The organism is Streptomyces sp. NPDC016851 (assembly GCF_055562795.1).
In genome coordinates, this window is the sequence record NZ_JBVHEP010000028.1 from 47986 (window position 1) to 71535 (window position 23550).

Consider the following 23550-nt stretch of genomic DNA (forward strand, 5'->3'; position numbering starts at 1 on the left):
GGGGCGCCCTCCACACCGGAGAGCGCCCCCATCGGCCGATCGCTACGGCACCTTGACCCACTGCGCCTTGCTCGGCGTGCCCCGGTCGTCCGTCACGAACAGCATGTACCAGCCGGCCTGGACCAGGTTCCGGTTCTTCGGCACGGTCACCGTCAGCTTGTCGCCGGACGCCTTGACGTCCAGGGCGATCGACCGCTGGTCGACGTCCGTGACGTGCGTGGCGGCGCTCGGGCGGATCAGCCGGGCCTTCTTGATCCTGGCCGCGTCCGACGAGGTGAACGTGCCCGTCCCGCCGCGCTCGATGGTCTGCGGCCCGCCCGACAGCGAGGGCTGGTCCCCGTCGCCGTAGAGGTACGGCGGCGTGTAGATCTCGATGCGCTGCTCGAACTCGCCCGGCTTGGTGTTGGCCTTGTCGCCGTAGAGCGAGTCCGAGCCGAAGAACATCACGCGGCCGTCGGGCAGCAGGATCGACCCGGAGTGGTAGTTGCGGCCCACCAGCGGGTCGGCGACCCGCCTGAGGTCGTTCTTCTCCGTGTCGTAGATGCGCGCCTCGAAGATGTTGGAGTCGCTGCGGCCCCGGTAGTCCTCCGAACCGCCGGAGATCAGCACGCTGTCGTCGGGCAGGATCGAGGCGTTCGGGTAGCGGGTGCCCTTGTCCAGGGACGGGCCGTCCACGAAGCGCGGGTTGTCGGCCTTCAGGTCGACGATCCGGGTCTTCTCGCTGGACTCCTGGGACTCGCCGACGCCGCCGCCGCCGATCACCATGTACTTCTCGTCCTGCGCGGGCGGCAGCAGCACCGTGCCGGAGGTCTCCATCAGCTTGGGGTCGCTCAGGCCGGGGATCTTCGTGAACTTGTTGGTGTCCACGTCCCACACGCCCGGGTCACGGCCCACGTTGTCCGGCCCGTAGCCCGCGTTGGAACCCGAGTAGAAGACCTTGCCGTTCTGCATGAGGAACAGCGCCGGGTAGGTCGGGAACTGCCGGACCTTGTCCGTGTAGGTCCACTTCTTGGTCTTCGGGTCGAAGACCTCGTTCTTGCCCGGGACCAGCTGGCCGATGTCGTCGAGGCCGGAGACGCTGAGGATCTTGCCGTCGCTCAGGGTCGTGAGCGTCGGGTACCAGCGGGCCTCCTTCATCGGGTCGACCTTGATGTACTTCTCGGCTACGGGATCGAACTCGAAGGCGTCCCGGATGCCCTGGAAGTCCTTCTTGTCGAGGGCGAGCTTCTGCGCGATGCCGTAGGTGTTCTTGGCGTCGGCGCCCTTCAGGCCGTGCACGCGGTAGTTGTCCTGCGTGCCCGTCTCGTATTTCTTGCCCCGCTTCTGCGCCTCGACGTAGATCCGGCCGAGACCGGGGTCGTTGCGCAGGAACTTTCCGGTCGCCTTGTCGAAGACCTTCTTCGCGCGCGGCACGAGCACCGGGTCCTTCGAGACGAAGGTCTTGCCGTTCTCCTTGCCCGTGAACTTGGTGCCCGCGGGCAGCGTGATCGGCTTGTCCGGGTTCTCGTTGTGGACGATCATCAGGCCGCCGGCCTTGGTGACGTCACCCTTGAGCTTCTCGTACCGCTTGGTGCCGCCCGCGATGAGCAGGTTGCCGTTGGCGAGCTGGGTGTGGCCCGTGCAGAACAGGTCGCTGGGCGTGGGGACCTTCTTGATGGTGCCCTTGACCGGGTCCCAGATCCGCGTGTCGAACTTCTTCGCGTCGAAGTTGTCCTGGTCGTTGCCCGACCCCGCGACGAGCAGCACCTTGCCGGTGCGCAGCAGTGCCGCGTGGATGGTGTTCTGCCGGTACTCCTCGGGGAAATCGATGATCTCCCACTTGCCGTTCGCGGCCTTGTACTCCGGCTTGTTGATTGTGTACTGGTGGTATTTCTCGGTGCCGAAGCGGTAGAGCCACGGCCCGTTCATCCCGGCCAGCGCGAGTACCACCGCCGTGCCGATCGCGAGTCGACGGGCCCGGCGGCGGCCTGCACGGTCGTTCATTCCTTACGTCCCCCAAGTCCACCAAGGGCGATCTGCATGGTCTGGTCGGTCCCCCCGACCTCCCCGTTTGCGCCAGGGGCGGCGGCCCAACCGGGCTTGTGCTGCGAGGCGTGCGCCGCCGACGGCTGCTGCGGGATGGGCAGCGGCTGCGTCCGGTGCGGCCCCGCAGGGTCCTGCGGCTGCTCCGCGGCGGGAGCGGCGGGCTTCTTCGCGTCCTGCCGCAGCTGCCAGCGCCAGGCGAAGACCGGCGAGGCGGTGATCAGCAGCGCGAACGTCGCCCAGATGATCATCGCGGGGTGCGAGTGGCCGAAGACGAAGCCGGCCGCGATCGACGCACCGAAGATCGCGACGAAGTACCAGTGGTAGCGGAACGTCCCGAACCAGCGGTCCGGGCTCGCCGAATCACCCTTGGGCGTGACCACGAACTTGCTCTTGCGCCGCAGCACCGAGTCGATCAGCGCCTTCGCGTACAGCGGCGCCGACAGCGCGGACATCACCATGCCGGCCACACCGCCGGAGCCCTCCGGCTCGTGCGGCGAGACGTTGTGCCGGCGGTTCCAGACGTACAGGCCGATCTGCAGGGCGGAGGCGTTGCCGTAGAGCATCAGCCAGACCGCCGGGTCGATGTTCACACCCGAGGCGCCCAGGCCCAGGAACAGGCAGCAGCTCAGCGCCGCCAGGATCCAGTTCAGGGCCGACATCGGGTAGAAGATGATCATCATCGTGTAGTTGAAGAGCTTGCTCGGCGGCAGCGAGTACCAGCCCTTCCAGTACTGCTTGAGGATCGTCTCGTACGTCCCTCGCGACCAGCGCATCTGCTGGGTGAAGAAGTCCGTCCAGGCGCTGGGGCCCTCACCGACCGCGAGCACGTCCGGGGTGTAGACCGAGCGCCACTTGTTGCCCGTCGCCGGGTTCTTGTGGCGGTGCATCTCGAAGCCGGTCGCCATGTCCTCGGTGATCGAGTCGTACAGACCGCCGATCTGCTTGAGCGCCTTGATGCGCACGGCGTTGGAGGTGCCGACGAACATGGGGGAGCCGTAGCGGTTGCCCGCGCGCTGGATCAGCGCGTGGAACAGGAACTGCTGCGACTCGGCGGCCTTGGTGATGGGGTTGTCGTAGTTGCCGTAGACCTGCGGGCCGATGACGAAGCCGACGTCCGGGTCGCGGAAGAAGCCGAGCATCCGCTCCAGGTAGTTGGGCAGCGGCACGTGATCGGTGTCGACCGAGGCGAAGAAGTCGTACTCGTCGCCGTGCGCCTCCAGCCAGGCGTTGTAGTTGCCGTGCTTGGTCTTGGCGCGGTGCGGGCCCTTGGCCTGGTTCCACTTGGCGACGCCCTTGCGGGAGAAGTGGTGCACGCCGAGGCGCTCGCAGACCGCCTTCACCTCGGGGTCGTCGCCCTCGTCGAGCAGCCAGACGTGCATGAGGCCCCGGTGGCGGATCTTCACCGCGGCCTCCAGCGTCTTCGTCACCATCTCCAGCGGCTCCTTGCCGGGCACGAAGGAGGTGAGGAAGGCCACTCTGGTGCCGGTCTCGGGCACCACCGGGATCGGGTCGCGGGCGACCAGCGTGGCGTGCGCGTTGGACACCACGTTCATGCAGCGGAAGAACTCGATCAGACCGATCGAGACCAGCATCACCATGTCCAGCGCGGGCAGCCAGTCGAAGGCCGGGTAGTCGCGTTCGGTCCAGTGCTCGGGCTGGAGCAGCCACACCAGCAGCACCACGGACAGCACCGGGGCCGCGGCCAGCATCAGGGCGACTCTTATGCGGTGCGGTTCCTGCGAGATCAGCGACCGGTACTGCACCTTGTACGGCTTGGTCGGATCAGGCTGGGTGAGGGGACCCGCGAGCCGGCTGTAGTGCTCGTAGTCGTATCGCGGCAGCGTCTTCTTGATCCGCCGGAACGTCCCCGTGGTGCTCATCCGATGAGCCGGGACCCTGAGCTGGGTGGTCTGGGACGGGTCGTGGTCCTGCTGCCGGGCGCCCGTCGGCCTCGACGTCATGAGTCATTCCCCCCACACGCGGACACCGCGTGTTTCGTCGCTTCCTTCCGTCTGCGGCAGGTCCCCCTCGACCTTCACAGACGTATCAGTGGTGGGTCGCTGTCACCACGTCATCCACACCCTATAGACACGGCAACGCGACCTTCCGGTTGCATGATGCCCCCCTCGGCATCGCTTCATGAACAAGGGCCCCTACCCCCGCCCAGCGCGCAACCGGTTTCGAATCCCCCCAACTGCCGCGAAACCGCAGCATCTTGAAAAACCAGAAAACCAGGGTTCTACGGCGCTCATCATGATCGCAAGGTGCGAAACGCGGCGTTTACCGGTCATACGCGTTCATTGTGGTGGGTGTGGGGAGCGTGTGGAGCGGTTGTGGACAGGCGGGCGCGGATGTTCCCGAAGTGCTCTCTTATGGCCTCCTCCGCCCGCATCGAGTCACCGGACCGGACCGCGTCGAGGATCTCCCGGTGCTGCCGGCAGGTCACCTTCGGGTCCTGCGGCTCGCCCCCGAGGTCGGTGCGGACCCGGTGGAAGGCGTCCCAGAACGCCTCCAGGACCTCGCTCAGCAGCACGTTGTCCAGCCCCCGGTAGAGGGTGGCGTGGAAGGCCCGGTCGGTCTCGGCGAGACCGGCTCCGCGCGCGGCCTGCTCTTCCATACGGCCGACGAGCCCGTCCAGTTCAACGAGGTCCGCATCCGGTATCCGCCCCGCGAGCCGGGAGACCAGCCCGGTCTCCACCGCCTCCCGCAGTTCCAGCAGCTGGAGCAGGGAGTCCTCGCCCCGGTAGTGCCCGGCGACCGTGCGGAAGGCGAGGCCCTCGATCATCGGGGCCAGGGACATCGGGCCGACGTAGGTGCCGAAGCCGTGCCGGATCTCCACGATGCCCATGGCCTGGAGTGCCTTCAGTGCCTCCCGCACCGAGTTCCGGCTCGCGCCGAGGTACTCCATCAGCTCGGGCTCGGTCGGCAGCGGGGCCCCGGAGGCCAGCCGGCGGTCGATGATGAGCTTCTTGATCCGCTCCTGGAGATCACGCGCTGCCATGGCGAGAGGGTATCCGGCCAATCGCGCGGTGGGCCGGGTTCCGGCCAGAGTGCGCCAGGGCTGTGGCCCGGTATGCGAAAGGCCCCCCGCTCTCGCGAAGGGCCTTTGCCGTCTGTGCGCCGCCAGGGACTCGAACCCCGGACCCGCTGATTAAGAGTCAGCTGCTCTAACCAACTGAGCTAGCGGCGCGCGCTGACGACGTAACTCTACAGGACACCGGGAGGTGCTCCGGACCACCCGGCACGGCCCCCGGAAGGCCCCCCGTACGGGGCCGCGTACATCATTCGGACCGTCAGCATGCGCGTGCGGAAGACAGTTGAGAAACTGACGACGCGCGCCCGGACGGATACAGGCGCGGCCTTTTCCGCCGGAAGTGTGAGGGGAATCGCATGAGGTCTCCGGTATTCGAGGAATTCGACCCAGCGAGCGACTGCGACTGCCCCGGATGCGTCCACTGGCGCCGCGCCCTGCCGCATTCCTGGGCCGGCCGCACCGCCGCCCACCCGGCCGCACACCGTGCCCTCGCCCTGGCCGCCGTGGCTTCGGCGGCGCTCGGCGCGGGCCATGCCGTACCGGCCGCGGCCGCCCCGCACGCACCACCCCATCGACCCGGCGTTTCCGCAGGTGAAGAGCCTGACACCCCCCAGGGCGGCAAGGCCCCGCTGCACGGCCCCGGCGGTCGTCCCGCGAAGCCCCCGGCCACCCTCAAGCCCACCGCCATCACCCGTACGGAGATCATCAACCGGGCCAAGACCTGGGTCGCCGCGAAGGTGCCGTACAGCATGAACGACTACTGGTCCGACGGCTACCGCCAGGACTGTTCGGGCTATGTCTCGATGGCCTGGAAGCTGCCCGGAAACGAGTGGACGGGCAGCCTCGCCCAATACGGTGAGCGGATTTCCAAGGAGGAACTCCAGCCGGGCGACATTCTGCTCTTCCACAATCAGGCCGACCCCGAGAGCGGTTCGCACGTCGTCATTTTCGGCGGCTGGACGGACCACACGCACACCTACTACACCGCCTACGAACAGACCCGCCCGCACACCCGCCGGCAGTCCACCCCGTACGCCTACTGGAACGACTCGGACCAGTACGTCCCCTACCGGTACAAGGGCGTCACCCCCGAGGAGCCGGGGAAGGAACCGGGGACCGTGCCGGGCAAGGAACCGGCCGGCGGGAAACCGGGCGCACCGGCCGCCACGCCCTACCCGGGAGCGGCGTATTTCGGCCCCGGCGCGAACAACAAGTACGTCACGCTGCTCGGCCGGATGCTCGTCGCGCGCGGGGCCGGCGGTGCCTACGCCTCGGGCCCGAGCCCGCGCTGGACGGACGCGGACCGGCGGGCGACCCGGGCCTTCCAGCTGGCCCAGGGCTGGACGGGCGCCGACGCGGACGGCCTGCCCGGCCCGCGCACCTGGGAGCTGCTGGTCACCGGCAAGGGCAAGGACGTGAAGGCCGGGGCGGTCGGGCCGCCGCCCTCCTCCCACGGCGTCCCCGGCTACCCGGGCCGGGCGATGTTCCGGCCCGGCGCCGGCAACGCGTACGTCACCCAGCTGGGGAGACAGCTGGTGCGCAAGGGGTTCGGCAGGTTCTACCGGGTCGGGCCGGGACCGCGCTGGGGCGAGGCGGACCGGCGGGCCGTCGAGGCCTTCCAGCGCACCCAGGGCTGGCGGGGCGGCGCGGCGGACGGCTACCCGGGTCCGGAGACCTGGCGGCGGCTCTTCTCGTGAAGCCCGCCTCGGCGGGGCCCGGACCGCGGGCACCGGGGATCACCGTTGTGACGCATCTGGCGCGGAGGCTGGAGGCACCCATGAGTACGACCACTTCCCACACGTCCGAGCCCGACGGGCCGGCCGGCGGCCCGGCCAGACCCGCCCGGCTCATCCAGAACGAGGCCACCACCGAGATCCCCGTCCACCTGCTGTTCCGCGACGACCCCGACCCGGCGCCGGTACCGCTGAAGCCGGCGGTCGTCGCCCGCCGGCAGGGCACGGGGGAGCAGCCGCGCCTCGGACGCCCGGCGGCCGCGGCACCGCGCCCGGCGCCGCAGGTCGACCCCGACCTGGCGGAGCGGCCCGCGCGGGTACTGCCCGGGGCGGCGGGTGTGCTGGCCGGGGCCTGCGGGGCCGCCGGGTGCGCGGTCACCTCCTGGTGGGCGGGGCTGCTCCCGCCGCTCGTGCTGGAGGCGCTGCGGCTGCCCGCGCAGGCCGGGGCCGGGCTCGGTCCCGCGCAGTGGGCGGCGTACGCGGGGGCCGGGGCGCTCGGGCTGTTCGGGTTCGGCGGGCTGGCCCGGGGCCGGACCGGGCGGGCCTGGGTGCTGGATCTGTTCGGCCGCTACCGGGGGACCGTCCGGCGCTCGGGTCTGCTGTGGGTCAACCCGCTGCTGCTGCGCCGCCGGGTGGACGTACGGCTGCGGCACTGGCGCAGCGAGCCGGTGCCGGCCGCCGACGCGAGCGGGGTCGCGCTGCGGGTGGTCGTCCTGGTGGTGTGGCGGGTGCGGGACACCGCGCGGGCCACGCTGGGTGTCGAGGACCACGAGACGTATCTGCGCGAGTGCGTCGAGGCGGCGCTGGCGCGGGTGCCGGTGGAGATGCCCGGTGGGACCAAGGGCGCGACGGACGCGGCGGCCGAGGCGCTGACCCGGCTGGTGGCGGCCGACGCGGCGCCGGTCGGCCTGGAGGTGTTCTCGGTGCAGCCGCTCCGGGTGGAGTACGCCCCCGAGGTCGCCGCGGCGATGCACCGCCGCCGCATCGCCGCGCTGGACGCCCAGCACCGGGCGAGCGTGCTCACCTCGGTCGTGGACTCGGTGGAGGACACGGTGACCCGGCTGACCATGCGGGGGCTGGTCGAACTCGACGACTACGAGCGGAAGGCGCTGGTGAAGGACCTCACGGTGGCGTTCTGCGCGGGCCGGGGAGAAACAGCTCCGTGATTGGTATGGACATGTTCAACTGACGTCCTTACTCTCAGACTTGGTCTAGACCTACCTGCACAGCTCACTGCACCTCCCCCACGTTCTCCAGGAGCGGCAGCATGCGCACTAGGACCAAGTTGTCCGCAGCCGCGGTGGGACTGGCCACGACCGGAGCCCTCGTACTCTCCTCCGGCGGCGCCAGCGGCCACGGCTACACCGACCTCCCCGTCAGCCGGCAGAAGCTCTGCCAGAACGGCACCGTGACCAACTGCGGTCCGATCCAATGGGAACCGCAGAGCGTCGAGGGCCCGAAGGGCTTCCCGGCCTCCGGCCCGGCCGACGGACAGATATGCAACGCCGGCCTCGGCCAGTTCAGCCAGCTCAGCGCACCGCGCACGCCGTCCGGCGGGGCCTGGCCCACCACCAGGGTGACGGGCGGCCAGACCTACACGTTCCGCTGGCAGTTCACGGCCATGCACGCCACGACCGACTTCAAGTACTACATCACCAAGCCGGGCTGGAACCAGAACCACAACCTGGCCCGGTCCGACCTCAACCTCACGCCGTTCTTCACCGTGCCGTACAACGGCCAGCGGCCCCCGTCCACGCTCTCCCACAGCGGCAGGCTGCCGTCCGGGCTGAGCGGCCACCACGTCATCCTGGCGGTGTGGACGATCGCCGACACGGGCAACGCCTTCTACGCGTGCTCGGACGTGACCTTCTGAACCTTCTGAGGTTCCCTTGAGTCACCGGTGCGGCCGGCGTGGGTAGGTTCCTCCCACGCCGGCCGATCGGGGCCGGCGCATCGACCTCGGGGGATGCGCGATGGACGTGATCTTCTACGTCGTGCCCGGCCTGATCACGGCCGGGGCGCTCTTCATGGCCTACCGGATCGTGTGGCGCTGGCTCCAGATCCGGGGTGCCTGGAACAGCGGACTGACGGCCGAGGGCCGGTGCCTGCGCGCGTACGCGACGGTCGGCGGCGGGCACGGCGACACATCCGTGCGGACAGCGCTCCATCACGTGTACGAGTTCATCACACGCGACGGCCGGGTCATCCGGTTCGAGGAGGAGGGCGGCCGAGGGACGATCGTCGAGGGCGACTACGTCACGGTCTACTACAGCGACGGCCGGCAGGTCGTGGCCACGGCGCAGCCGCCGAGCCGGGCGAAGCACACGGTGGCCGCCTTCGGCATCCTGGCGTTCCTCGGTGTGATCGTCGTCTTCTGCGCCGGTTTCGTCGTCACGTACGTCCAGATCTTCGGCCCGTACGGCGACTTCCTCTTCAGCGGCGGCAGCGGGACGAGCCCGATGCCGTGACCCTCCACATCTGACGGTCCGTCAGCTAACCTGCGCGCCCATGGACACCAGGGCGGCGGCGGGTACGGTCGCGAAACTCATGGCCGAGCGGTGGGGCGATCACCGGCCGGGACTGTGGTGCGGGGAAGAGGTCCTGACCCACCACGAGGTGGCGTCCGGAGCGGCGGCCCGGGCGGCCCTGCTCGCCGACCTGCTGCCGCCGGACGCCGAGCCCCACCTCGGGGTGCTCCTCGACAACACCCCCGAGTTCCCCCTGTGGCTGGGCGCGGCGGCCCTGGCCGGGGCGGCGGTCGCCGGTGTGAACCCCACCCGCAGGGGCGCCGAACTCGCCCGCGACATCCTGCACACCGAGTGCCGCGTCCTGGTCACCGAGCGGACCCACCTGCCGCTGCTCAGGGGCCTGGACCTGCCCGGCACCCGCCTGCTGGTGACGGACACCGAGGAGTACACCGACCTCCTGGCCCCCTACGCCGGCGCACACCCGGACGCCTCCCGCGCCACCCCGCGCGACCGCTTCCTCCTCTACTTCACCTCCGGCTCGACCGGCGCGCCCAAGGCCGCCCTCTGCTCCCAGGGCCGCCTGGTGGCCGCCGGGCGCTCCCTGGCCGGTCAGTTCGCCCTGGGGCCGCAGGACGTGCACTACCTCTGCATGCCCCTGTTCCACGGCAACGCGGTGATCGCCGGCTGGGCACCGGCACTCGTCACCGGGGCGGGTGTGGCCCTGCGCCGGCGCTTCTCGGCGTCCCGCTTCCTGCCGGACGTGCGCCGATACGGGGCGACGTACTTCACGTATGTCGGCCGGGCGATCCAGTACGTCCTGGCCACCGAGCCGCGCTCCGATGACCGTGACCATCCCCTCCGCCTGGGCTTCGGCACGGAGGCGGGTGCGGTGGACGCGGCGGCCTTCGAGCGGCGGTTCGGGGTGCGGCTGGTGGAGGGATACGGCTCCTCGGAGGGCGGGGCGGCGGTGCAGTGGTCGCCGGGGACACCGCCGGGCGCGGTCGGCCGGGCGGCACCCGGGCTCGTCGTCCTCGACCCGGAGAGCCGCAAGGAGTGCCCGCCGGCCCGCTTCGACGCGTCGGGGCGGCTGCTCAACGGGGACGAGGCGATCGGCGAACTGGTCAACCAGGGGCCCAGCCCCTTCGAGGGCTACTGGCGCAATGCGGCGGCGGAGGCGGAGCGGACCAGGGACGGCTGGTACTGGACGGGCGACCTCTTCTACCGGGACGCCGACGGCTACCTCTACTTCGCCGGCCGCACCGACGACCGCCTCCGCGTCGACGGGGAGAACCTGGCCGCCGCGATGATCGAGAACATCCTCGCCCGGTACGAGGGCGCCGCCGCCGTGGCCGTGTACGCGGTGCCGGATCCGGTGACCGGGGACCAGGTGATGGCGACGATCGCCGGGACCTTCGACCCGGAGGCGTTCGCGCGGTTCCTGCTCGTCCAGCCCGACCTGGGGACGAAGATGGCGCCCCGGTTCGTGCGGGTGGTGGGGCGGATGCCGGTGACGGCCACGAACAAGATCCATCGGGCGGCGTTGCGGAAGGAGGGCCCGCGGTGCCCGGACCCGGTGTGGTGGCGGCCGCCGGGGGAGCGTGCGTACCGCCTGCTGACCAGGGAGGATCTCGAACACGCCGAAGGGCCTCCCGCTCCCACGAGAGGCCCTTCACCGGTGCGCCGCCAGGGACTCGAACCCCGGACCCGCTGATTAAGAGTCAGCTGCTCTAACCAACTGAGCTAGCGGCGCATGACTCCCGCCGACCGCGTTCCGCATGGCGCGTTCTCGCGGCGGCGACGGAGAAAATAATACCCGGTCCTTCGGGGTGCTTCCGACCACCCGGAGCAGGAGCTAGATCGCCATCGAGAGCAGGACCGGTGCCGCGTTGCGGTTGAGGGCGTCCGCGGCCTGGCGGAGCCGGTGGGCGTGCTCGACCGGGAGGGACAGGGCCAGGCAGCCGACGGAGGAGCCGGCCGTGACGGGGACGGCCGCGCAGACCGTGCCGACCGCGTACTCCTGGAGGTCCAGGACGGGCACGGTGGGCGGCTGGGACTCCAGCCGGGAGAGCAGCAGCCGGTCGCTGGTGATGGTGCGCGAGGTGAGGCGGGCCATCTTGTGCCGGGCGAGGTGGTCGCGGCGGCCGGCGTGGTCGAGCTGGGTGAGCAGGCTCTTGCCGATCGCGGTGGCGTGGGCCGAGGAGCGGAAGTCGACCCACTCGTTGACCTTGGGCGTGGCCGGGCTGTCGGCGTACTGGGTGACGCTGATCTCGCCGTCGACGTACCGGCTCATGTAGACGGCGGCGCCGACCGAGTCGCGCAGCCGGTCGAGGGTGTGCTGGAGCTTGTCGCGCAGGGCCTGCTCACGGTGCTGGGCGGAGCCGAGGCGGGCCAGCGTCTCGCCCGTGACGTACGCGCCGTCGGCGATCTGCTCGACGTAGCCCTCGCGGCGCAGCATGCGCAGCAGCGCGGTCAGCCGCTCCGGTCCGATGCCGGTGTACCGGGCGAGCTCGGCGTCGGTGACTCCGGTGGAACTCCGCGCCACGGTCTCCAGGACGCGCAGGGCTTCCTGGGCCGCGTGGTACGGGGTGGTCGGCGGCTCGTGCTTCAGCGCCACGGTGGTCTCCCCCTGCGCTTGCTGTTAGGGCCGTAATCCGGTCAGTGAACCTCTTCCAGGTTAACCGGCAAACACCCTGCGGAGAGCGGGGGTTGACAAGATTCCCGGGCCTCCGGACTGGGGCATCGACCCTCTGGCATATGCCAGGAGCATGCCCCAGCCTTGAGGTCCGGACGTTCTGCCTGGTCACGCGGTGTAGTCAGAGCACTGCGCTGAGAAACTCCCGCGTGCGGTCGTTCTCCGGCTCGCTGAAGATCTTCTCCGGCGGACCCGACTCGATGACCCGGCCCGAGTCGAACATCAGCACCTGGTCGGAGATGTCCCGGGCGAAGTTCATCTCGTGGGTCACACAGAGCATCGTGATGTCCGTGGAACGGGCGATGTCCCGCAGCACGTCCAGGACGCCCGCGACCAGCTCCGGGTCGAGCGCGGAGGTCACCTCGTCCAGGAGCAGCACCTGCGGCCGCATCGCCAGCGCCCGGGCGATCGCCACCCGCTGCTGCTGCCCGCCGGACAGCTGCGCCGGGTGCGCGTCGCACTTGTCGGACAGGCCGACCATCTCCAGCAGGCCCTTGGCCCGCTCCACGGCCTCGTCCTTGGACATGCCGAGGACGGTGACCGGTGCCTCGGTGATGTTCCGCAGCACCGTCATGTTCGGGAACAGGTTGAACTGCTGGAAGACCATCCCGATCTTCTTGCGGACCTCCCGCACCTCCTTGTCGGAGGCCGGGAACAGCTTCTGCCCGTCGACCGTGATCGTGCCCTCGTCGGGCTTGAGCAAGGTCATCAGCAGCCGCAGGATCGTGGTCTTGCCGGACCCGGACGGCCCGATGAGGGTGACGTGCTTGCCGGCGTCGACGGAGAAGTCCAGGTGGTCCAGGACGGTGTTGCTCCCGAACCGCTTGGTGACCTGCTCCAGCCGGATCAGTTCGCCGGTGCTCCTGGCGGGGTTCTTCTCGGGATTGGGGAGAGTGTCAGTGGGCAAGGCGTCGCTCCAGGGCTCGCAGGAGAAGGGAGGCCAGATAGGAAATGACGATGAAGGCCACGCCGATCACCGTCAGCGGCTCGGTGAACTGGAAGTGCTCCTGCGAGAACAGGCGCGCGTGGCCGAGCATCTCCAGCACGGAGATCGCCATCAGCATGGGCGTGTCCTTGAGCATCGCGATGACGTAGTTGCCGAGCGCGGGGACGACCCGGCGCACCGCCTGCGGCAGGATCACCGCGGACCACGTCCGGCGCAGCGGCAGGTTCAGCGCCGTCGCCGCCTCCCACTGGCCGACCGGCACGGCCTCGATACCGGCGCGGTAGACCTGCATCGTGTACGTCGAGTAGTGCAGCCCGATCGCGAAGACGCCGGTGGCGAGCGCCGAGAAGGTCAGGCCCCACTCGGGCAGCACGTAGTAGAGGAAGAACAGCTGCACCAGCAGCGGGGTGTTGCGGACGAACTCCGTGACGACGCCGACCGGCCAGGTCACCCAGCGCGTCGGCAGCCGCATCAGCAGCGCCCACACCAGGCCCAGCACGAACGAGACCAGCGAACCGATCACCAGGATCTGAAGGGTGACCAGCAGACCCTTCCAGAAGTCCGGCATGAAGTCGGAGACCGCGCTCCAGTCCCAGTTCATCGGACCCCCTCCACCACGACCGGCTCAGGCGCCCGGGTCTTGGTGTCGGGCTTCTTCCCGACACCGGCCTTGAGCTTCTTCTCCAGGCCGCGCATGACCCGGGTGAGCAGGAAGGCGATCACGAAGTAGATGAGCAGGATGTACGTGTAGATCTCCGCGCTCTCCTGGAGCGCCAGACGCACCAGGTTGCCGCTGAACGCCAGGTCGCCCATGCCCATGATCGACACCAGGGCGGTGCCCTTGAGCAGCTCGATGAGCAGGTTGGAGAACGGCGGGATCATCTCCGGCACCGCCTGCGGCAGCAGGATCAGCCGCATCCGCTGCCAGGGCGTGAAGCTGAGCGCGATCCCGCCCTCCTTCTGCGCCGGGTCGACCGCGGTCAGCGCGCCGCGCACGATCTCGGAGCCGTACGCCCCGTAGGTCAGGCCGAGCGCCAGCGTGCCCGCCCACAGCGGCACCAGCTGCCAGCCGAAGGCCGGGGGCAGCACGAAGAACACCCAGAAGATCATCACCAGGGCCGAGGTCCCGCGGAACACCTCGGTGTAGAAGCCCGCCAGGAAGCGGACGATCCACAGCCGGTGGGTGCGTAGGACGCCGACCACGAAGGACACCGCAGCCGCCAGCAGCGCGCTGCACACGAGCAGCTGGATCGTGACCCAGACGCCCTTCAGTACGAGTTCCCAGAGTCCCGAGGTCATCCGCCGCAGAGCTCCTTCGCGGTCAGATCCGTCATCTCGGCCTCGGTGAAACCGAACGGCTTGAGGATGCGGAAGAGTTCACCGCTCTTCTTGAGCTTGCGCAGCTCGACGTTGAAGGCGTCGCGCAGCTTGGTCTCGGTCGGCCGGAACGCGAAGGCGCCCCCGTCGACGTGCGGCTTGCCGCCCACGATCGGCTTGAAGGGCTCGGTGGCCTCCGCCTTGGCGGACTTCTTCACCACCTCGCGCACGGTGAGCGCCGTACCCGCGAACACGTCCACGCGGCCCGCCTCGACGGCGTTCAGCCCCGCCACCTGGTCCGGGACGATGAGGATGTCGCTCTCCTTGTACCCCGCCTCGACGGCGTACTGGATCTCGGCGTATCCGGTCCCGGTGGCGAACTTCGCCTTCTTCTCGACGACGTCCTTGTAGTCGCGCAGCCCCTTCGGGTTGCCCTTGCGGACGATGAACGCGTCGAGCATCTGGTAGTCGGGGTCGGAGAAGATGACCTGCTCGCAGCGCTCGGGGTTGACGTACATCCCGGCGGCCACGACGTCGAACTGCTGGGAGTTCAGGCCCGGGATGAGCGAGCCGAACTCGGTCGGCACGGGCTGGACCCGGTCGACGCCGAGGCGCTTGAAGATCACCTTCGCCAGTTCCGGTGCCTCACCGGTCAACTCGCCGTTCTTGTCGATGAAACCGAACGGGATCTCACCGGCGATGCCGAGGCGGACGACGCCCGCCGCCCGGAGCCGGCCGAGCAGGTCACCGCCCTCGGTGCTCGACGCCGTGGCCACACGGCTGCATCCCGCGGCGCCCAGCGCGCCGAGCGCCGCGACCCCCGCGAGCAGCGACCGGCGTGTGGGCCTGGAGGCGGCCTGGGATATGGGTTCCGGACTTCTCAGTGGGCTTCTCTGTGGTGGAGCCATGGGCGCGCGGCTACCCGACCGCATCCGAGTTATGCCGATCTTTTCAAGCCCCGCACGTCTGCCCGTGCGCCCTTGACCGCGGGGGCGGCGGGCACTCCCATGGAGGCATGGCTGATCGCTATATCGAAGTCTCCCTGGTCAAGCGCGGCGTGACCTGCAGGGCCAGGCTCCTGGACGACCGCGCGCCGATCACCTGCGCGGCCGTCTGGGACGCCCTTCCGCTGGCCGGCGACGTCTACCACGCGAAGTACGCACGCAACGAGATCTACGCCCTTTTCCCGCCCTTCGCCGAAACCGAACCACCCCTGGAAAACCCGACCGTCACTCCCATTCCGGGCGATCTGTGCTATTTCGCCTTCGCGGGCACGGAGTTGGGGACCAAGTCCTACGGCTACGACCGCGAGGTCCGCGCCGGGACCACGCTCGTCGACCTGGCCCTGTTCTACGAGCGCAACAACCTGCTGCTGAACGCCGATGTCGGCTGGGTCCCCGGCATCGTCTGGGGCCAGATCGTCGAGGGCCTGGACAGCATGGCCGAGGCGTGCAACGACCTGTGGAGGTCGGGAGCGGCGGGGGAGACGCTCAGCTTCCGGAGGGCCTGATCCGGCCGGCGGACGCCACGCCGGCCTCGTACAGCGCGTGGGCCGCCCGCAGCACCAGATCGTCCCGGTGCCGGGCGGCCACGAGCTGGAGCCCGATCGGCAGGCCGTCCCCGTCGGCGCCGACCGGCACGCTCGCCGCGGGCTGCTGCGTCATGTTGAACGGGTACGTGAACGGCGTCCACCCCGTCCAGCGCCGATGGCCGGATCCTTTCGGTACCTCGACGCCCGCCTCGAACGCCGTGATCGGCAGGGTCGGCGTGACGAGCAGGTCGTACGTGTCGTGGAAGCGGCCCATCCGGCGCCCCAGGTCCATCCGGACGTCCACCGCGGCGAGATAGTCCAGCGCCGAGTAGCGGGCGCCTTGTGTGCAGATCTCGCGCAGGCCGGGATCCAGCAGCTCCCGCTGCTTCGGTCCCAGGTGCTGGGTCACCCGGGCCGCCCCGCTGAACCACAGGGTGTGGAAGGCCTCCACCGGTTCGGTGAGGTCCGGGTCGGTCTCCGTGACGTACGCGCCGAGCTCCGCCAGCCGCTCCACGGCGTGCCGCACCGCCCGCGCGACCTCCGGACGCACCGCCACCTGCCCGCCCAGCGACGGCGAGTACGCCACGCGCAGCCCGTGCACCCCGCCCGTCAGGCCGTCCGCGTAGGCACCGGGCGGCGGGGCGAGCGCCGACCAGTCGCGCGAGTCCGGGTGCCCGATGACGTCCATCAGCAGCGCCGCGTCCGCCGCGTCCCGGGTCATCGGCCCGACGTGCGCCAGCGTGCCGAACGCGCTCGCCGGGTAGAGCGGCACCCGCCCGTAGGTCGGCTTCAGCGCGAAGATCCCGCAGAACGACGCCGGGATGCGGACACTGCCGCCGCCGTCCGTGCCCAGCGACAGCGGTCCCGCGCCGAGCGCCACGGCCGCCGCGCTGCCGCCGCTGGACCCGCCGGCGGTGCGCGAGGGGTCGTACGGGTTGCGCGTCACCCCGCTCAGCGGCGAGTCCGTCACGCCCTTCCAGCCGTACTCGGGGGTCGTCGTCTTGCCGATGAAGACCGCCCCGTGCTCCCGCAGCCGGGCCACGGACGGGGCGTCCTCGTCCCAGCGCCCCGCCGGATCCACGGCCTTCGAACCGCGCAGGGTCGGCGCGCCGCGCAGCAGCAGGATGTCCTTGACCGTGACCGGCACCCCGTCCAGCAGCCCCTGCGGCTCACCGCGCCGCCATCGCTCCTCCGACTCCCGGGCCCGGGCCAGCGCGTCCTCGGCGGTCAGCCGGACGAAGGCGTTCACCTCCGGCTGGATCGCCTCGGCCCGCTCCAGCGCCGCGCGGGTCGCCTCCACAGGGCTCCACTCGCCCTTGCGGTAGCCGTCGAGGAGCCGTACGGCGGTCAGCTCGGTGAGCTCGGTCATGCACCCTCCAAGGAACGTCAGTGTCCGGGTACATACCCGCGCTGTTTGTCGACCACGTTCTCCAGCGGCTTTCCGGCGGCCCACAACTCGTACAGCTCAACGAACTGGGCGCCGAGCTCGTCCCGCCAGCCGACGATGTCGCCGCTCATGTGCGGGGACACGATCAGGCCCGGGACCTGCCACAGCGGGCTGTCGGGGGTCAGGGGCTCGGACTCGAAGACGTCCAGGGCGGCGCCCGCGATCCAGTGCTTGGCCAGGGCCTCGGCGAGCGCGTCCTCGACGACCAGCTGGCCGCGGCCGATGTTGACGAACCGGGCGGACGGCTGCATCACGCCGAAGCGGCGGGCGTCGAACATGCCGTGCGTCCGATCGGTGAGCGGTGCCGCCGCGATCACCCAGTCGGCGCGCGCCAGCAGCCGGTCCAGATCCTCCGGGCCGTGCACACCGGTGCGCGCGGCGCGGCCCACGAGGGCCGTCGTGATGTCCAGCGCCTCCAGCGTGCGGGCGATCGCCCGGCCGATCGGTCCGGTGCCGACCACGACGGCCCGGCTCCCGGCGACCTTCTGCGACTCCCGGTGCCGCCAGGTCCGCTCCCGTTGCAGCTGAAGCGTGCGCGGCAGGTCCTTGGCCATGGCCAGCACCAGCGCGGCGACGTACTCGGCGATCGGCTGGTCGAAGATGCCGCGCGCGTTCGTCACCACCGTGTCGGAGGCGGCGAGTTCCGGACACATCAGATGGTCCACACCGGCGCTCGCCGTATGCACCCAGCGTGGTCGTGGGCCCTCGCCGGGCCAGGCGTCCCGCACGGCGCGCGACGTGAAATCCCACACCAGGAGTACATCCGCACGCGGGAGGCGTGCGGCGAGACCCTCCGCGTCGGTGTGTTCGATACGGGCGCGGCCGGTGAGGCTCCCGAGGCGGGGGAGGGGCTCGGCGTCCAGGACGAGCAGAGTGGGGGTGGGCATGAGCAGCCGTTTCTCCAGCCGTGCGGCGGGGGCGGCCTGCCTTCGGGAGGCGGCCGGTGACGACGAGTTAACACGGTGTTGACCAGGGAATGATCCGGACGGATTGACCACGCTCGCACCCGAACCTACCGTCGTCAACACGGGCGTTCCCACGATCCGTTGCACACTCGTTGCCCAGTGTGAGGCCGGTGCCCTGCCATGGACGTCTCATTTCTCGGCGGGCCCAGCCCGCAGCGCGGGGTCGGCGTAGTCGCCCCCTTCGACTTCGCTCTCGACCGCGAGCTGTGGCGGTGGGTGCCGGACGAGGTCTCCCTGCACATGACACGAACACCGTTCGTGCCGGTCGAGGTCAGCCTCGATCTCGCCCGCATGGTCAGCGAACACGAGACGCTGAGCGAGGCGGTCGGCACGCTCAACGCGGTCGCCCCCGAGGTCATCGCCTATGCCTGTACGTCCGGCAGTTTCGTCGGCGGCGTCATGGGCGAGCGCGCGATGTGCGAGGCGATGAGCCGGGCGGGCTCCGTCCCGGCGATCACCACCTCCGGCGGGCTGCTGGAGGCCCTGGTGGAACTGGACGTACGGCGGGTGGCGCTGGTGACGCCGTACACGGTGTCGGTGACGCAGTCGCTGGAGGCGTACGTCGCCCAGGCCGGCGTCACGATCTCCGGCTGTGCCTTCATGGGCCTGACCCGGCACATCTGGAAGGTCCCCTACCGGGAGGTGGTGGACATGGCCCGGCAGGCCGTACGCGACGACGCCGACGCCCTGTTCATCAGCTGTACCAACCTGCCCACCTACGACGTCATCCCCCAACTGGAGGCCGAACTGCGCATCCCGGTGATCTCGGCCAACCAAGTGACGATGTGGGCGGCGCTGCGCCGACTGGGTACCCGTGCGGTGGGACCGTATCAAGCGCTGATCAATCCGGAGGCGCGTGTCGGTCTCGGATCGCCGGGGGCGGACCCCGGTCCCGTCGTGCCGGAAGAAGAGCAGCAGCAGGAAGGCTGGACATGACAGCACTGGGATTTCTCTACCCGGGCCACTCGGCCGAGGACGACTATCCGCGCATCGAGCAGTTGCTCGGCAGCGACATCCGGGTGGACCTGGTGCACACCGACATCGGTGAGGACGCGCACCGGGTGGACGCGCTGCTCGAGATGGGCTCCGCCGGGCGACTCGCGGCGGGCGTCCAGGAGCTGCGGCACGCCGGCGCGGACGCCGTGGTCTGGGCCTGCACCAGCGGCAGCTTCGTCTACGGCTGGGACGGCGCTCAGGACCAGGTGCGCACCCTGGCGCAGACCGCCGGCATGCCGGCCTCCTCGACGTCCTTCGCGTTCGTGCACGCGGTACGGGAGCTGGGAGTGCGCCGGGTCGCGATCGGCGCGACGTACCCGGACGACGTGGCGCAGTTGTTCGCCGAGTTCCTGCGGGCGGACGGCGTCGAGGTCGTCTCGGTGAAGAGCTCCGGCATCATCACGGCCGCCGAGGTCGGCACCTGGGGCGAGGCGGAACTCCTCGCCATGGCCCGGCACGCCGACCACCCCCAGGCCGAGGCCCTCCTCCTGCCCGACACGGCCCTGCACACGGCGGCCCACATCCCGGCCCTGGAGAAGGACCTCGGCAAGCCGGTCCTCACCGCCAACCAGGTCACGGTCTGGGAGGGCCTCCGCCTGGCGGACCGCCGCGTGAACGCGCCGGAACTGGGGGCGCTGTTCACGAGGGAGCCGCTCGTCCAGGCGTGAGCGCGCGTGCCGTTCTCGCCACCGACGCCCGGAATCGGTCCCACCTCTTCGGTGGGGCAGATCCGGGCATAAGGGGTGAACTACCCGCCAGGAGGTGAGGAATCCTCAACTCCGCCGTCTCGCGGGGCTCTTGAGTTGACCGAAAGCGCGTTCCCCTTCCGTTGTTCTCCCCGTGCACACTGGCCACGTCCGCAGCCAGTCGTGCCGTGAAGGACTCCCCGATGGCCGAAACGGGCCCGTTCAGATCTTCTGTAAGCGCTGTCCAGCTGTCCGGGCGCCTGCTGTGCTGGAGCCTGGCAGCGGCGATGATCACCGCCGCGGTGGACGCCGTCCTCGATCCGCGGGCGGACTGGTGGGGTGCCGTGTGGTCCCTGCCCTGGTGGCTCGCCTGCGGAGCCGTCCTCGCGTGGATCGTGCTCCGCGTCCGCGAGAAGGCCGCCCGGCAGCCCCCGTACGGCGGCGCGCGGAGCGACTGGGAGCAGGCCGCCTGACCCCGCGGCACCTCCCGGGAATAACCGGAGACAGTCCCCTGTTAGAGCCGGAACGACAGCACACGGCCCACAGCAGGAGGCACCCCACCGTGGCGGCAGACGAGATACGCGGCGCAGCGCAGGGCAGCGCCCCCGTCCCCCTCTCCGTACTGGACCTGGTCACCGTCGGGGCCGGCCGCACCGCATCCGACGCGCTGCGCACCAGCGTCGACCTGGCCCGCCTCGCGGAGGCCCGCGGCTTCCACCGCTACTGGGTCGCCGAGCACCACTCCATGCCCGGCGTGGCCTCCTCGTCCCCGGCCGTGATCCTCGCCCACCTCGCCGCCCACACCGGCCGCATCCGCCTCGGCTCGGGCGGCGTGATGCTGCCCAACCACGCCCCGCTCGTCATCGCCGAACAGTTCGGGACGCTGGAGGCCATGGCCCCGGGCCGCATCGACCTCGGACTCGGCCGCGCGCCGGGAACCGACGGTGCCACGGCCGCCGCCCTGCGCCGCACCGACCGCCTCAACGAAGGCGCCGACGACTTCCCCGAGCAGCTCGCCGAGCTGACCCGGTTCCTCGACGACGACTTCCCCGACGGGCATCCCTACCGCCGTATCCACGCCGTACCGGGGCCGGTCCAGGCCACCTCCCCCGGAGGCGTCCAGTCCCCGCACCGCCCGCCCGTCTGGCTGCTCGGCTCCTCCGGCTTCAGTGCCCGCCTCGCCGGTGTCCTCGGCCTGCCCTTCGCCTTCGCGCACCACTTCTCGGCGCAGAACACCGTCCCGGCCCTGGACCTGTACCGGGAGTCCTTCCAGCCGTCCGCCGTGCTCGACGAGCCCTACGCCCTCATCGGTGTCTCCGCGCTCGCCGCCGACGAGGAGAAGGAGGCCCGCCGCCAGGTCCTGGCCGCCGCCCTCAGCATGGTCCGGCTGCGCACCGGACGCCCCGGCCTCGTGCCCAGCCCCGAGGAGGCGGAGGCCTACGAGTTCAGCCCCATGGAGCGCGACTTCGTCGACTCCTGGAACGCCAACGTCATCCACGGCACCCCGGACGAGGTCCGCTCCGGCCTGGACGACCTGCAGAAGCGCACCGGCGCTGACGAGCTGATGATCACGGCCAACGCGCACGGCGGCGACGTACGCGTGCGCTCCTACGAACTCATCGCCGACGCCTACGGGTTGCCGACGCCCGCCTGAACGCCCGGCGTGCCCAGCAGCTCGGAGATGCGGTCCGGCGGCACCGGACGGGAGTAGAGCCAGCCCTGTCCGGTGTCGCAGCCGATGCGCCGCAGCCGGGTCGCCTGGTCCGAGGTCTCCACGCATTCGGCCGTGACCGTCAGCCCCAGCCGGTGGGCGAGCTGGATCATCGCCTCGACCACGACCTCGTCGGCCGGGTTCGGGCGGGTGGCCGTGCTGTCCCGGTCGTCGTACTGGAAGCCGCGGACGAAGGTGCCGTCCAGCTTCAGTACGGACACCGGCAGGCGGCTGAGGTAGGCCAGGTTCGAGTAGCCGGTGCCGAAGTCGTCGATGGCGATGCGCACGCCCATGTCGCTGAGGGCCTTCAGGGCCTGGAGCGGCCGGCCGGCCGAGCCCATCACCGCCGACTCGGTGAGCTCCAGCTGGAGCAGGTGCGGCGCGAGGCCCGTCTCGGCCAGGGTCTCCGCCACGTCCGCCACGAGGTCGGAGTCCCAGACCTGACGCACCGCCACGTTCACGCTCACGAAGATCGGCGGCTCGTCGGGATGGTCCAGCTGCCAGCGGCGGGCCTGTCCGCAGGCCGTGCGCAGCACCCAGCGGCCCAGCGGAACGATCGAACCGTCCTCCTCGGCAAGTCCGATGAACCGATTCGGCGTCAGTACGCCGAACTGAGGATGATTCCAGCGGATGAGCGCCTCGACCCCGTGCAGCCGGTCGTCCTCCATGCCGACCAGCGGCTGGTACTCCAGCTGGAACTCGCCCCGGTCGATGGCCGGCCGCAGTGTGGAGGCGAGCGCCTGGCGGGTCATGCGGTGGGCGTTGCGCTCCGGGTCGAACAGCGTCCAGCGGGACTTGCCGTCGGCCTTCGCCCAGTAGAGCGTGGTGTCCGCCGCCTGCATCAGGGCGGTCGGGGTCGTCCCGGCCGCGTGCCGCTCCACCACGCCGATCGACGCCGAGACCGACAGCCGCTGCCCGGAGATGTCGAACGGGTCCTGGACCGCCTCCAGCACCGACTCGGCCAGCTCGGCCAGTTGCTCCGTGCCGGTGGAGTCCTCGACGAGCAGCGCGAACTCGTCACCGCCGAGCCGGGCCACCAGCGGGATGCTGGGCCGGGACCGCCCGGCCTCGTCCGCGCAGCGCGTGAGGCGCTCGGCGACGGCGGCCAGCAGCCGGTCGCCCACGCGGTGGCCCAGGGTGTCGTTGATGGCCTTGAAGCCGTCCAGGTCCAGGTAGCACAGCCCGATCCGGCCCGTGCCGCTCTGCTCGTACGACTCCGCCTCCAGCGCGGCCGACAGGCGTTCGAAGAACAGCGTGCGGTTGGGCAGCCGGGTCACCGGGTCGTGCATCTGCAAGTGCCGCAGCCGGGCCTGGAGTTCGCGGCGTGAGCTGATGTCGGCGACGGTCAGCAGGACGGCCCGGTCCTCGGCGGGCAGCGGGGCGACCGTCACCTGCACCCACACGGAGTGCCCGTCGGGGTGCTTGAGCCGGCGCGTGCAGCGCAGCCGGGACTGCCGGCCGCGCAGCACCTCGCGGTACGCGTGCCAGGTGCGGGCGTCACCGGTGAGGTCGACCAGGTCGGCGGCGACGGCCCCGGCCAGATCGTCGGGTGGCGTACCGAGCAGCGCGGCGAGCGAGTCGTTGGCGCTGACGACCATCCCCTCGCGGTCGACGACGGCCATGGCGAGCGGGGCGGCCGCGAAGACGGAGCGATAGGGCGCGGGCGCCGGGGGCTCGGTACGGGGAGACGTGTCGATCTCACTCTCTGTGACGACCGGCCGGTCGAGGTCTGCCGCGGGCGCCGGCCCTTCGGAGGTTCCGCTCACCGCTCGCTCCCGCATGTATTCGATCTCTGTCCGTGCAGGAAAGGTCAGGAAAGTGTGCCGATCATAGAGGCTGGCCCCAGGGCCTTCCAGCCGGTGTCCAGTGTTCCGGACCAACCCGCCCTTCTGCCAGATCGTTTCTGCTCACGCCTGGACGGCTTCTTCAGGCCCCCGACCAGTTGTGACGTTCTGTGAGTGCTTCGCGGGTGTCGACGTCCGCGATGTTTCGGCTTCTT

The 23550-nt window shown here is 70.5% G+C and carries 21 protein-coding genes and 2 tRNA genes; 10 read left to right on the forward strand and 13 right to left on the reverse strand.

The window, feature by feature from the left end; translation table 11 throughout:
* Positions 1-42: 42 nt before the first annotated feature.
* The 4 genes from glxA to ACZ3I3_RS34250 all read right to left on the reverse strand — a co-directional run bounded on the left by glxA (position 43) and on the right by ACZ3I3_RS34250 (position 5215).
* Positions 43-1983 carry a radical copper oxidase GlxA gene (glxA, locus tag ACZ3I3_RS34235; RefSeq protein ID WP_467371429.1) on the reverse strand — a complete coding sequence of 647 codons (1941 nt, stop codon included), beginning with the start codon at positions 1981-1983 and terminating at the stop codon, positions 43-45.
* Entirely contained in the window at positions 1980-3986 is a 2007-nt protein-coding gene (locus ACZ3I3_RS34240) for a glycosyltransferase family 2 protein (RefSeq protein ID WP_467371431.1), read from the reverse strand. The genes glxA and ACZ3I3_RS34240 overlap by 4 nt, the downstream gene beginning before the upstream one ends.
* A gap of 326 nt (positions 3987-4312) precedes the next feature.
* The gene (locus tag ACZ3I3_RS34245; protein ID WP_467371433.1) at positions 4313-5026 is read right to left on the reverse strand and encodes a FadR/GntR family transcriptional regulator; all 714 of its coding nucleotides are present in this window, start codon (positions 5024-5026) and stop codon (positions 4313-4315) included.
* A 115-nt stretch (positions 5027-5141) separates the two neighbouring features.
* Positions 5142-5215 (reverse strand) — tRNA-Lys (locus ACZ3I3_RS34250).
* Between the two features lie 200 nt (positions 5216-5415).
* Between ACZ3I3_RS34250 and ACZ3I3_RS34255 the strand changes: the two genes are divergently transcribed.
* The 5 genes from ACZ3I3_RS34255 (at position 5416) to ACZ3I3_RS34275 (ending at position 10971) form a co-directional block, all read left to right on the forward strand.
* The gene (locus ACZ3I3_RS34255; protein ID WP_467371435.1) at positions 5416-6756 is read left to right on the forward strand and encodes a peptidoglycan-binding protein; all 1341 of its coding nucleotides are present in this window, start codon (positions 5416-5418) and stop codon (positions 6754-6756) included.
* Positions 6757-6836: 80 nt separating this feature from the next.
* Entirely contained in the window at positions 6837-7958 is a 1122-nt protein-coding gene (locus ACZ3I3_RS34260; RefSeq protein WP_467371437.1) for an SPFH domain-containing protein, read from the forward strand.
* A gap of 101 nt (positions 7959-8059) precedes the next feature.
* The gene (locus ACZ3I3_RS34265; protein ID WP_020271731.1) at positions 8060-8665 is read left to right on the forward strand and encodes a lytic polysaccharide monooxygenase auxiliary activity family 9 protein; all 606 of its coding nucleotides are present in this window, start codon (positions 8060-8062) and stop codon (positions 8663-8665) included.
* Between the two features lie 100 nt (positions 8666-8765).
* Entirely contained in the window at positions 8766-9260 is a 495-nt protein-coding gene (locus ACZ3I3_RS34270; RefSeq protein ID WP_467371438.1) for a hypothetical protein, read from the forward strand.
* Positions 9261-9300: 40 nt separating this feature from the next.
* Entirely contained in the window at positions 9301-10971 is a 1671-nt protein-coding gene (locus tag ACZ3I3_RS34275; protein WP_467371439.1) for a long-chain-fatty-acid--CoA ligase, read from the forward strand.
* Here the strand turns inward: ACZ3I3_RS34275 and ACZ3I3_RS34280 are convergent.
* The 6 genes from ACZ3I3_RS34280 to ehuB form a co-directional block, all read right to left on the reverse strand.
* Positions 10937-11010, reverse strand: a tRNA-Lys gene (locus tag ACZ3I3_RS34280). The genes ACZ3I3_RS34275 and ACZ3I3_RS34280 overlap by 35 nt on opposite strands.
* Positions 11011-11112: 102 nt before the next feature.
* Positions 11113-11874, reverse strand: a complete 762-nt coding sequence (locus ACZ3I3_RS34285; RefSeq protein WP_467371441.1) for an IclR family transcriptional regulator — start codon at positions 11872-11874, stop codon at positions 11113-11115.
* A 199-nt stretch (positions 11875-12073) separates the two neighbouring features.
* Positions 12074-12859 carry an ectoine/hydroxyectoine ABC transporter ATP-binding protein EhuA gene (gene ehuA, locus ACZ3I3_RS34290; RefSeq protein WP_356024039.1) on the reverse strand — a complete coding sequence of 262 codons (786 nt, stop codon included), beginning with the start codon at positions 12857-12859 and terminating at the stop codon, positions 12074-12076.
* Positions 12849-13499 carry an ectoine/hydroxyectoine ABC transporter permease subunit EhuD gene (ehuD, locus tag ACZ3I3_RS34295; RefSeq protein ID WP_086851289.1) on the reverse strand — a complete coding sequence of 217 codons (651 nt, stop codon included), beginning with the start codon at positions 13497-13499 and terminating at the stop codon, positions 12849-12851. Before ehuD ends, ehuA begins: the two co-directional genes overlap by 11 nt.
* Positions 13496-14197, reverse strand: a complete 702-nt coding sequence (gene ehuC, locus ACZ3I3_RS34300) for an ectoine/hydroxyectoine ABC transporter permease subunit EhuC (protein ID WP_467371443.1) — start codon at positions 14195-14197, stop codon at positions 13496-13498. Before ehuC ends, ehuD begins: the two co-directional genes overlap by 4 nt.
* Positions 14194-15123, reverse strand: coding sequence for an ectoine/hydroxyectoine ABC transporter substrate-binding protein EhuB (gene ehuB, locus ACZ3I3_RS34305; protein ID WP_467371444.1), 930 nt, complete (start codon positions 15121-15123; stop codon positions 14194-14196). The genes ehuC and ehuB overlap by 4 nt, the downstream gene beginning before the upstream one ends.
* A gap of 107 nt (positions 15124-15230) precedes the next feature.
* On the opposite strand from ehuB, the gene ACZ3I3_RS34310 reads away from it, so the two are divergent.
* Positions 15231-15725 carry a DUF3830 family protein gene (locus ACZ3I3_RS34310; protein ID WP_467371446.1) on the forward strand — a complete coding sequence of 165 codons (495 nt, stop codon included), beginning with the start codon at positions 15231-15233 and terminating at the stop codon, positions 15723-15725.
* Here ACZ3I3_RS34310 and ACZ3I3_RS34315 read toward each other — a convergent pair.
* Together ACZ3I3_RS34315 and ACZ3I3_RS34320 are read right to left on the reverse strand one after the other, a co-directional pair.
* On the reverse strand, positions 15706-17115 hold the full coding sequence (locus tag ACZ3I3_RS34315; protein ID WP_467371448.1) for an amidase: 1410 nt from the start codon (positions 17113-17115) through the stop codon (positions 15706-15708). The genes ACZ3I3_RS34310 and ACZ3I3_RS34315 overlap by 20 nt on opposite strands.
* 17 nt (positions 17116-17132) lie before the next feature.
* Entirely contained in the window at positions 17133-18080 is a 948-nt protein-coding gene (locus ACZ3I3_RS34320) for a D-2-hydroxyacid dehydrogenase (RefSeq protein ID WP_467371449.1), read from the reverse strand.
* 198 nt (positions 18081-18278) lie between these two features.
* Here ACZ3I3_RS34320 and ACZ3I3_RS34325 point away from each other — a divergent pair, with 198 nt between their 5' ends.
* From ACZ3I3_RS34325 to ACZ3I3_RS34340, 4 genes are all read left to right on the forward strand, one after another.
* Positions 18279-19094, forward strand: a complete 816-nt coding sequence (locus ACZ3I3_RS34325) for a maleate cis-trans isomerase family protein (protein ID WP_467371451.1) — start codon at positions 18279-18281, stop codon at positions 19092-19094.
* A complete protein-coding gene (locus tag ACZ3I3_RS34330; protein ID WP_467371453.1) occupies positions 19091-19822 on the forward strand; it encodes a maleate cis-trans isomerase family protein in 732 nt (243 codons plus the stop codon). The genes ACZ3I3_RS34325 and ACZ3I3_RS34330 overlap by 4 nt, the downstream gene beginning before the upstream one ends.
* A gap of 221 nt (positions 19823-20043) precedes the next feature.
* Positions 20044-20313 carry a hypothetical protein gene (locus tag ACZ3I3_RS34335; RefSeq protein ID WP_467371454.1) on the forward strand — a complete coding sequence of 90 codons (270 nt, stop codon included), beginning with the start codon at positions 20044-20046 and terminating at the stop codon, positions 20311-20313.
* A gap of 89 nt (positions 20314-20402) precedes the next feature.
* Positions 20403-21494 carry an LLM class flavin-dependent oxidoreductase gene (locus ACZ3I3_RS34340; RefSeq protein WP_467371456.1) on the forward strand — a complete coding sequence of 364 codons (1092 nt, stop codon included), beginning with the start codon at positions 20403-20405 and terminating at the stop codon, positions 21492-21494.
* Here the strand turns inward: ACZ3I3_RS34340 and ACZ3I3_RS34345 are convergent.
* The gene (locus ACZ3I3_RS34345; protein WP_467371458.1) at positions 21470-23332 is read right to left on the reverse strand and encodes a putative bifunctional diguanylate cyclase/phosphodiesterase; all 1863 of its coding nucleotides are present in this window, start codon (positions 23330-23332) and stop codon (positions 21470-21472) included. The genes ACZ3I3_RS34340 and ACZ3I3_RS34345 overlap by 25 nt on opposite strands.
* Positions 23333-23550 lie beyond the last annotated feature (218 nt).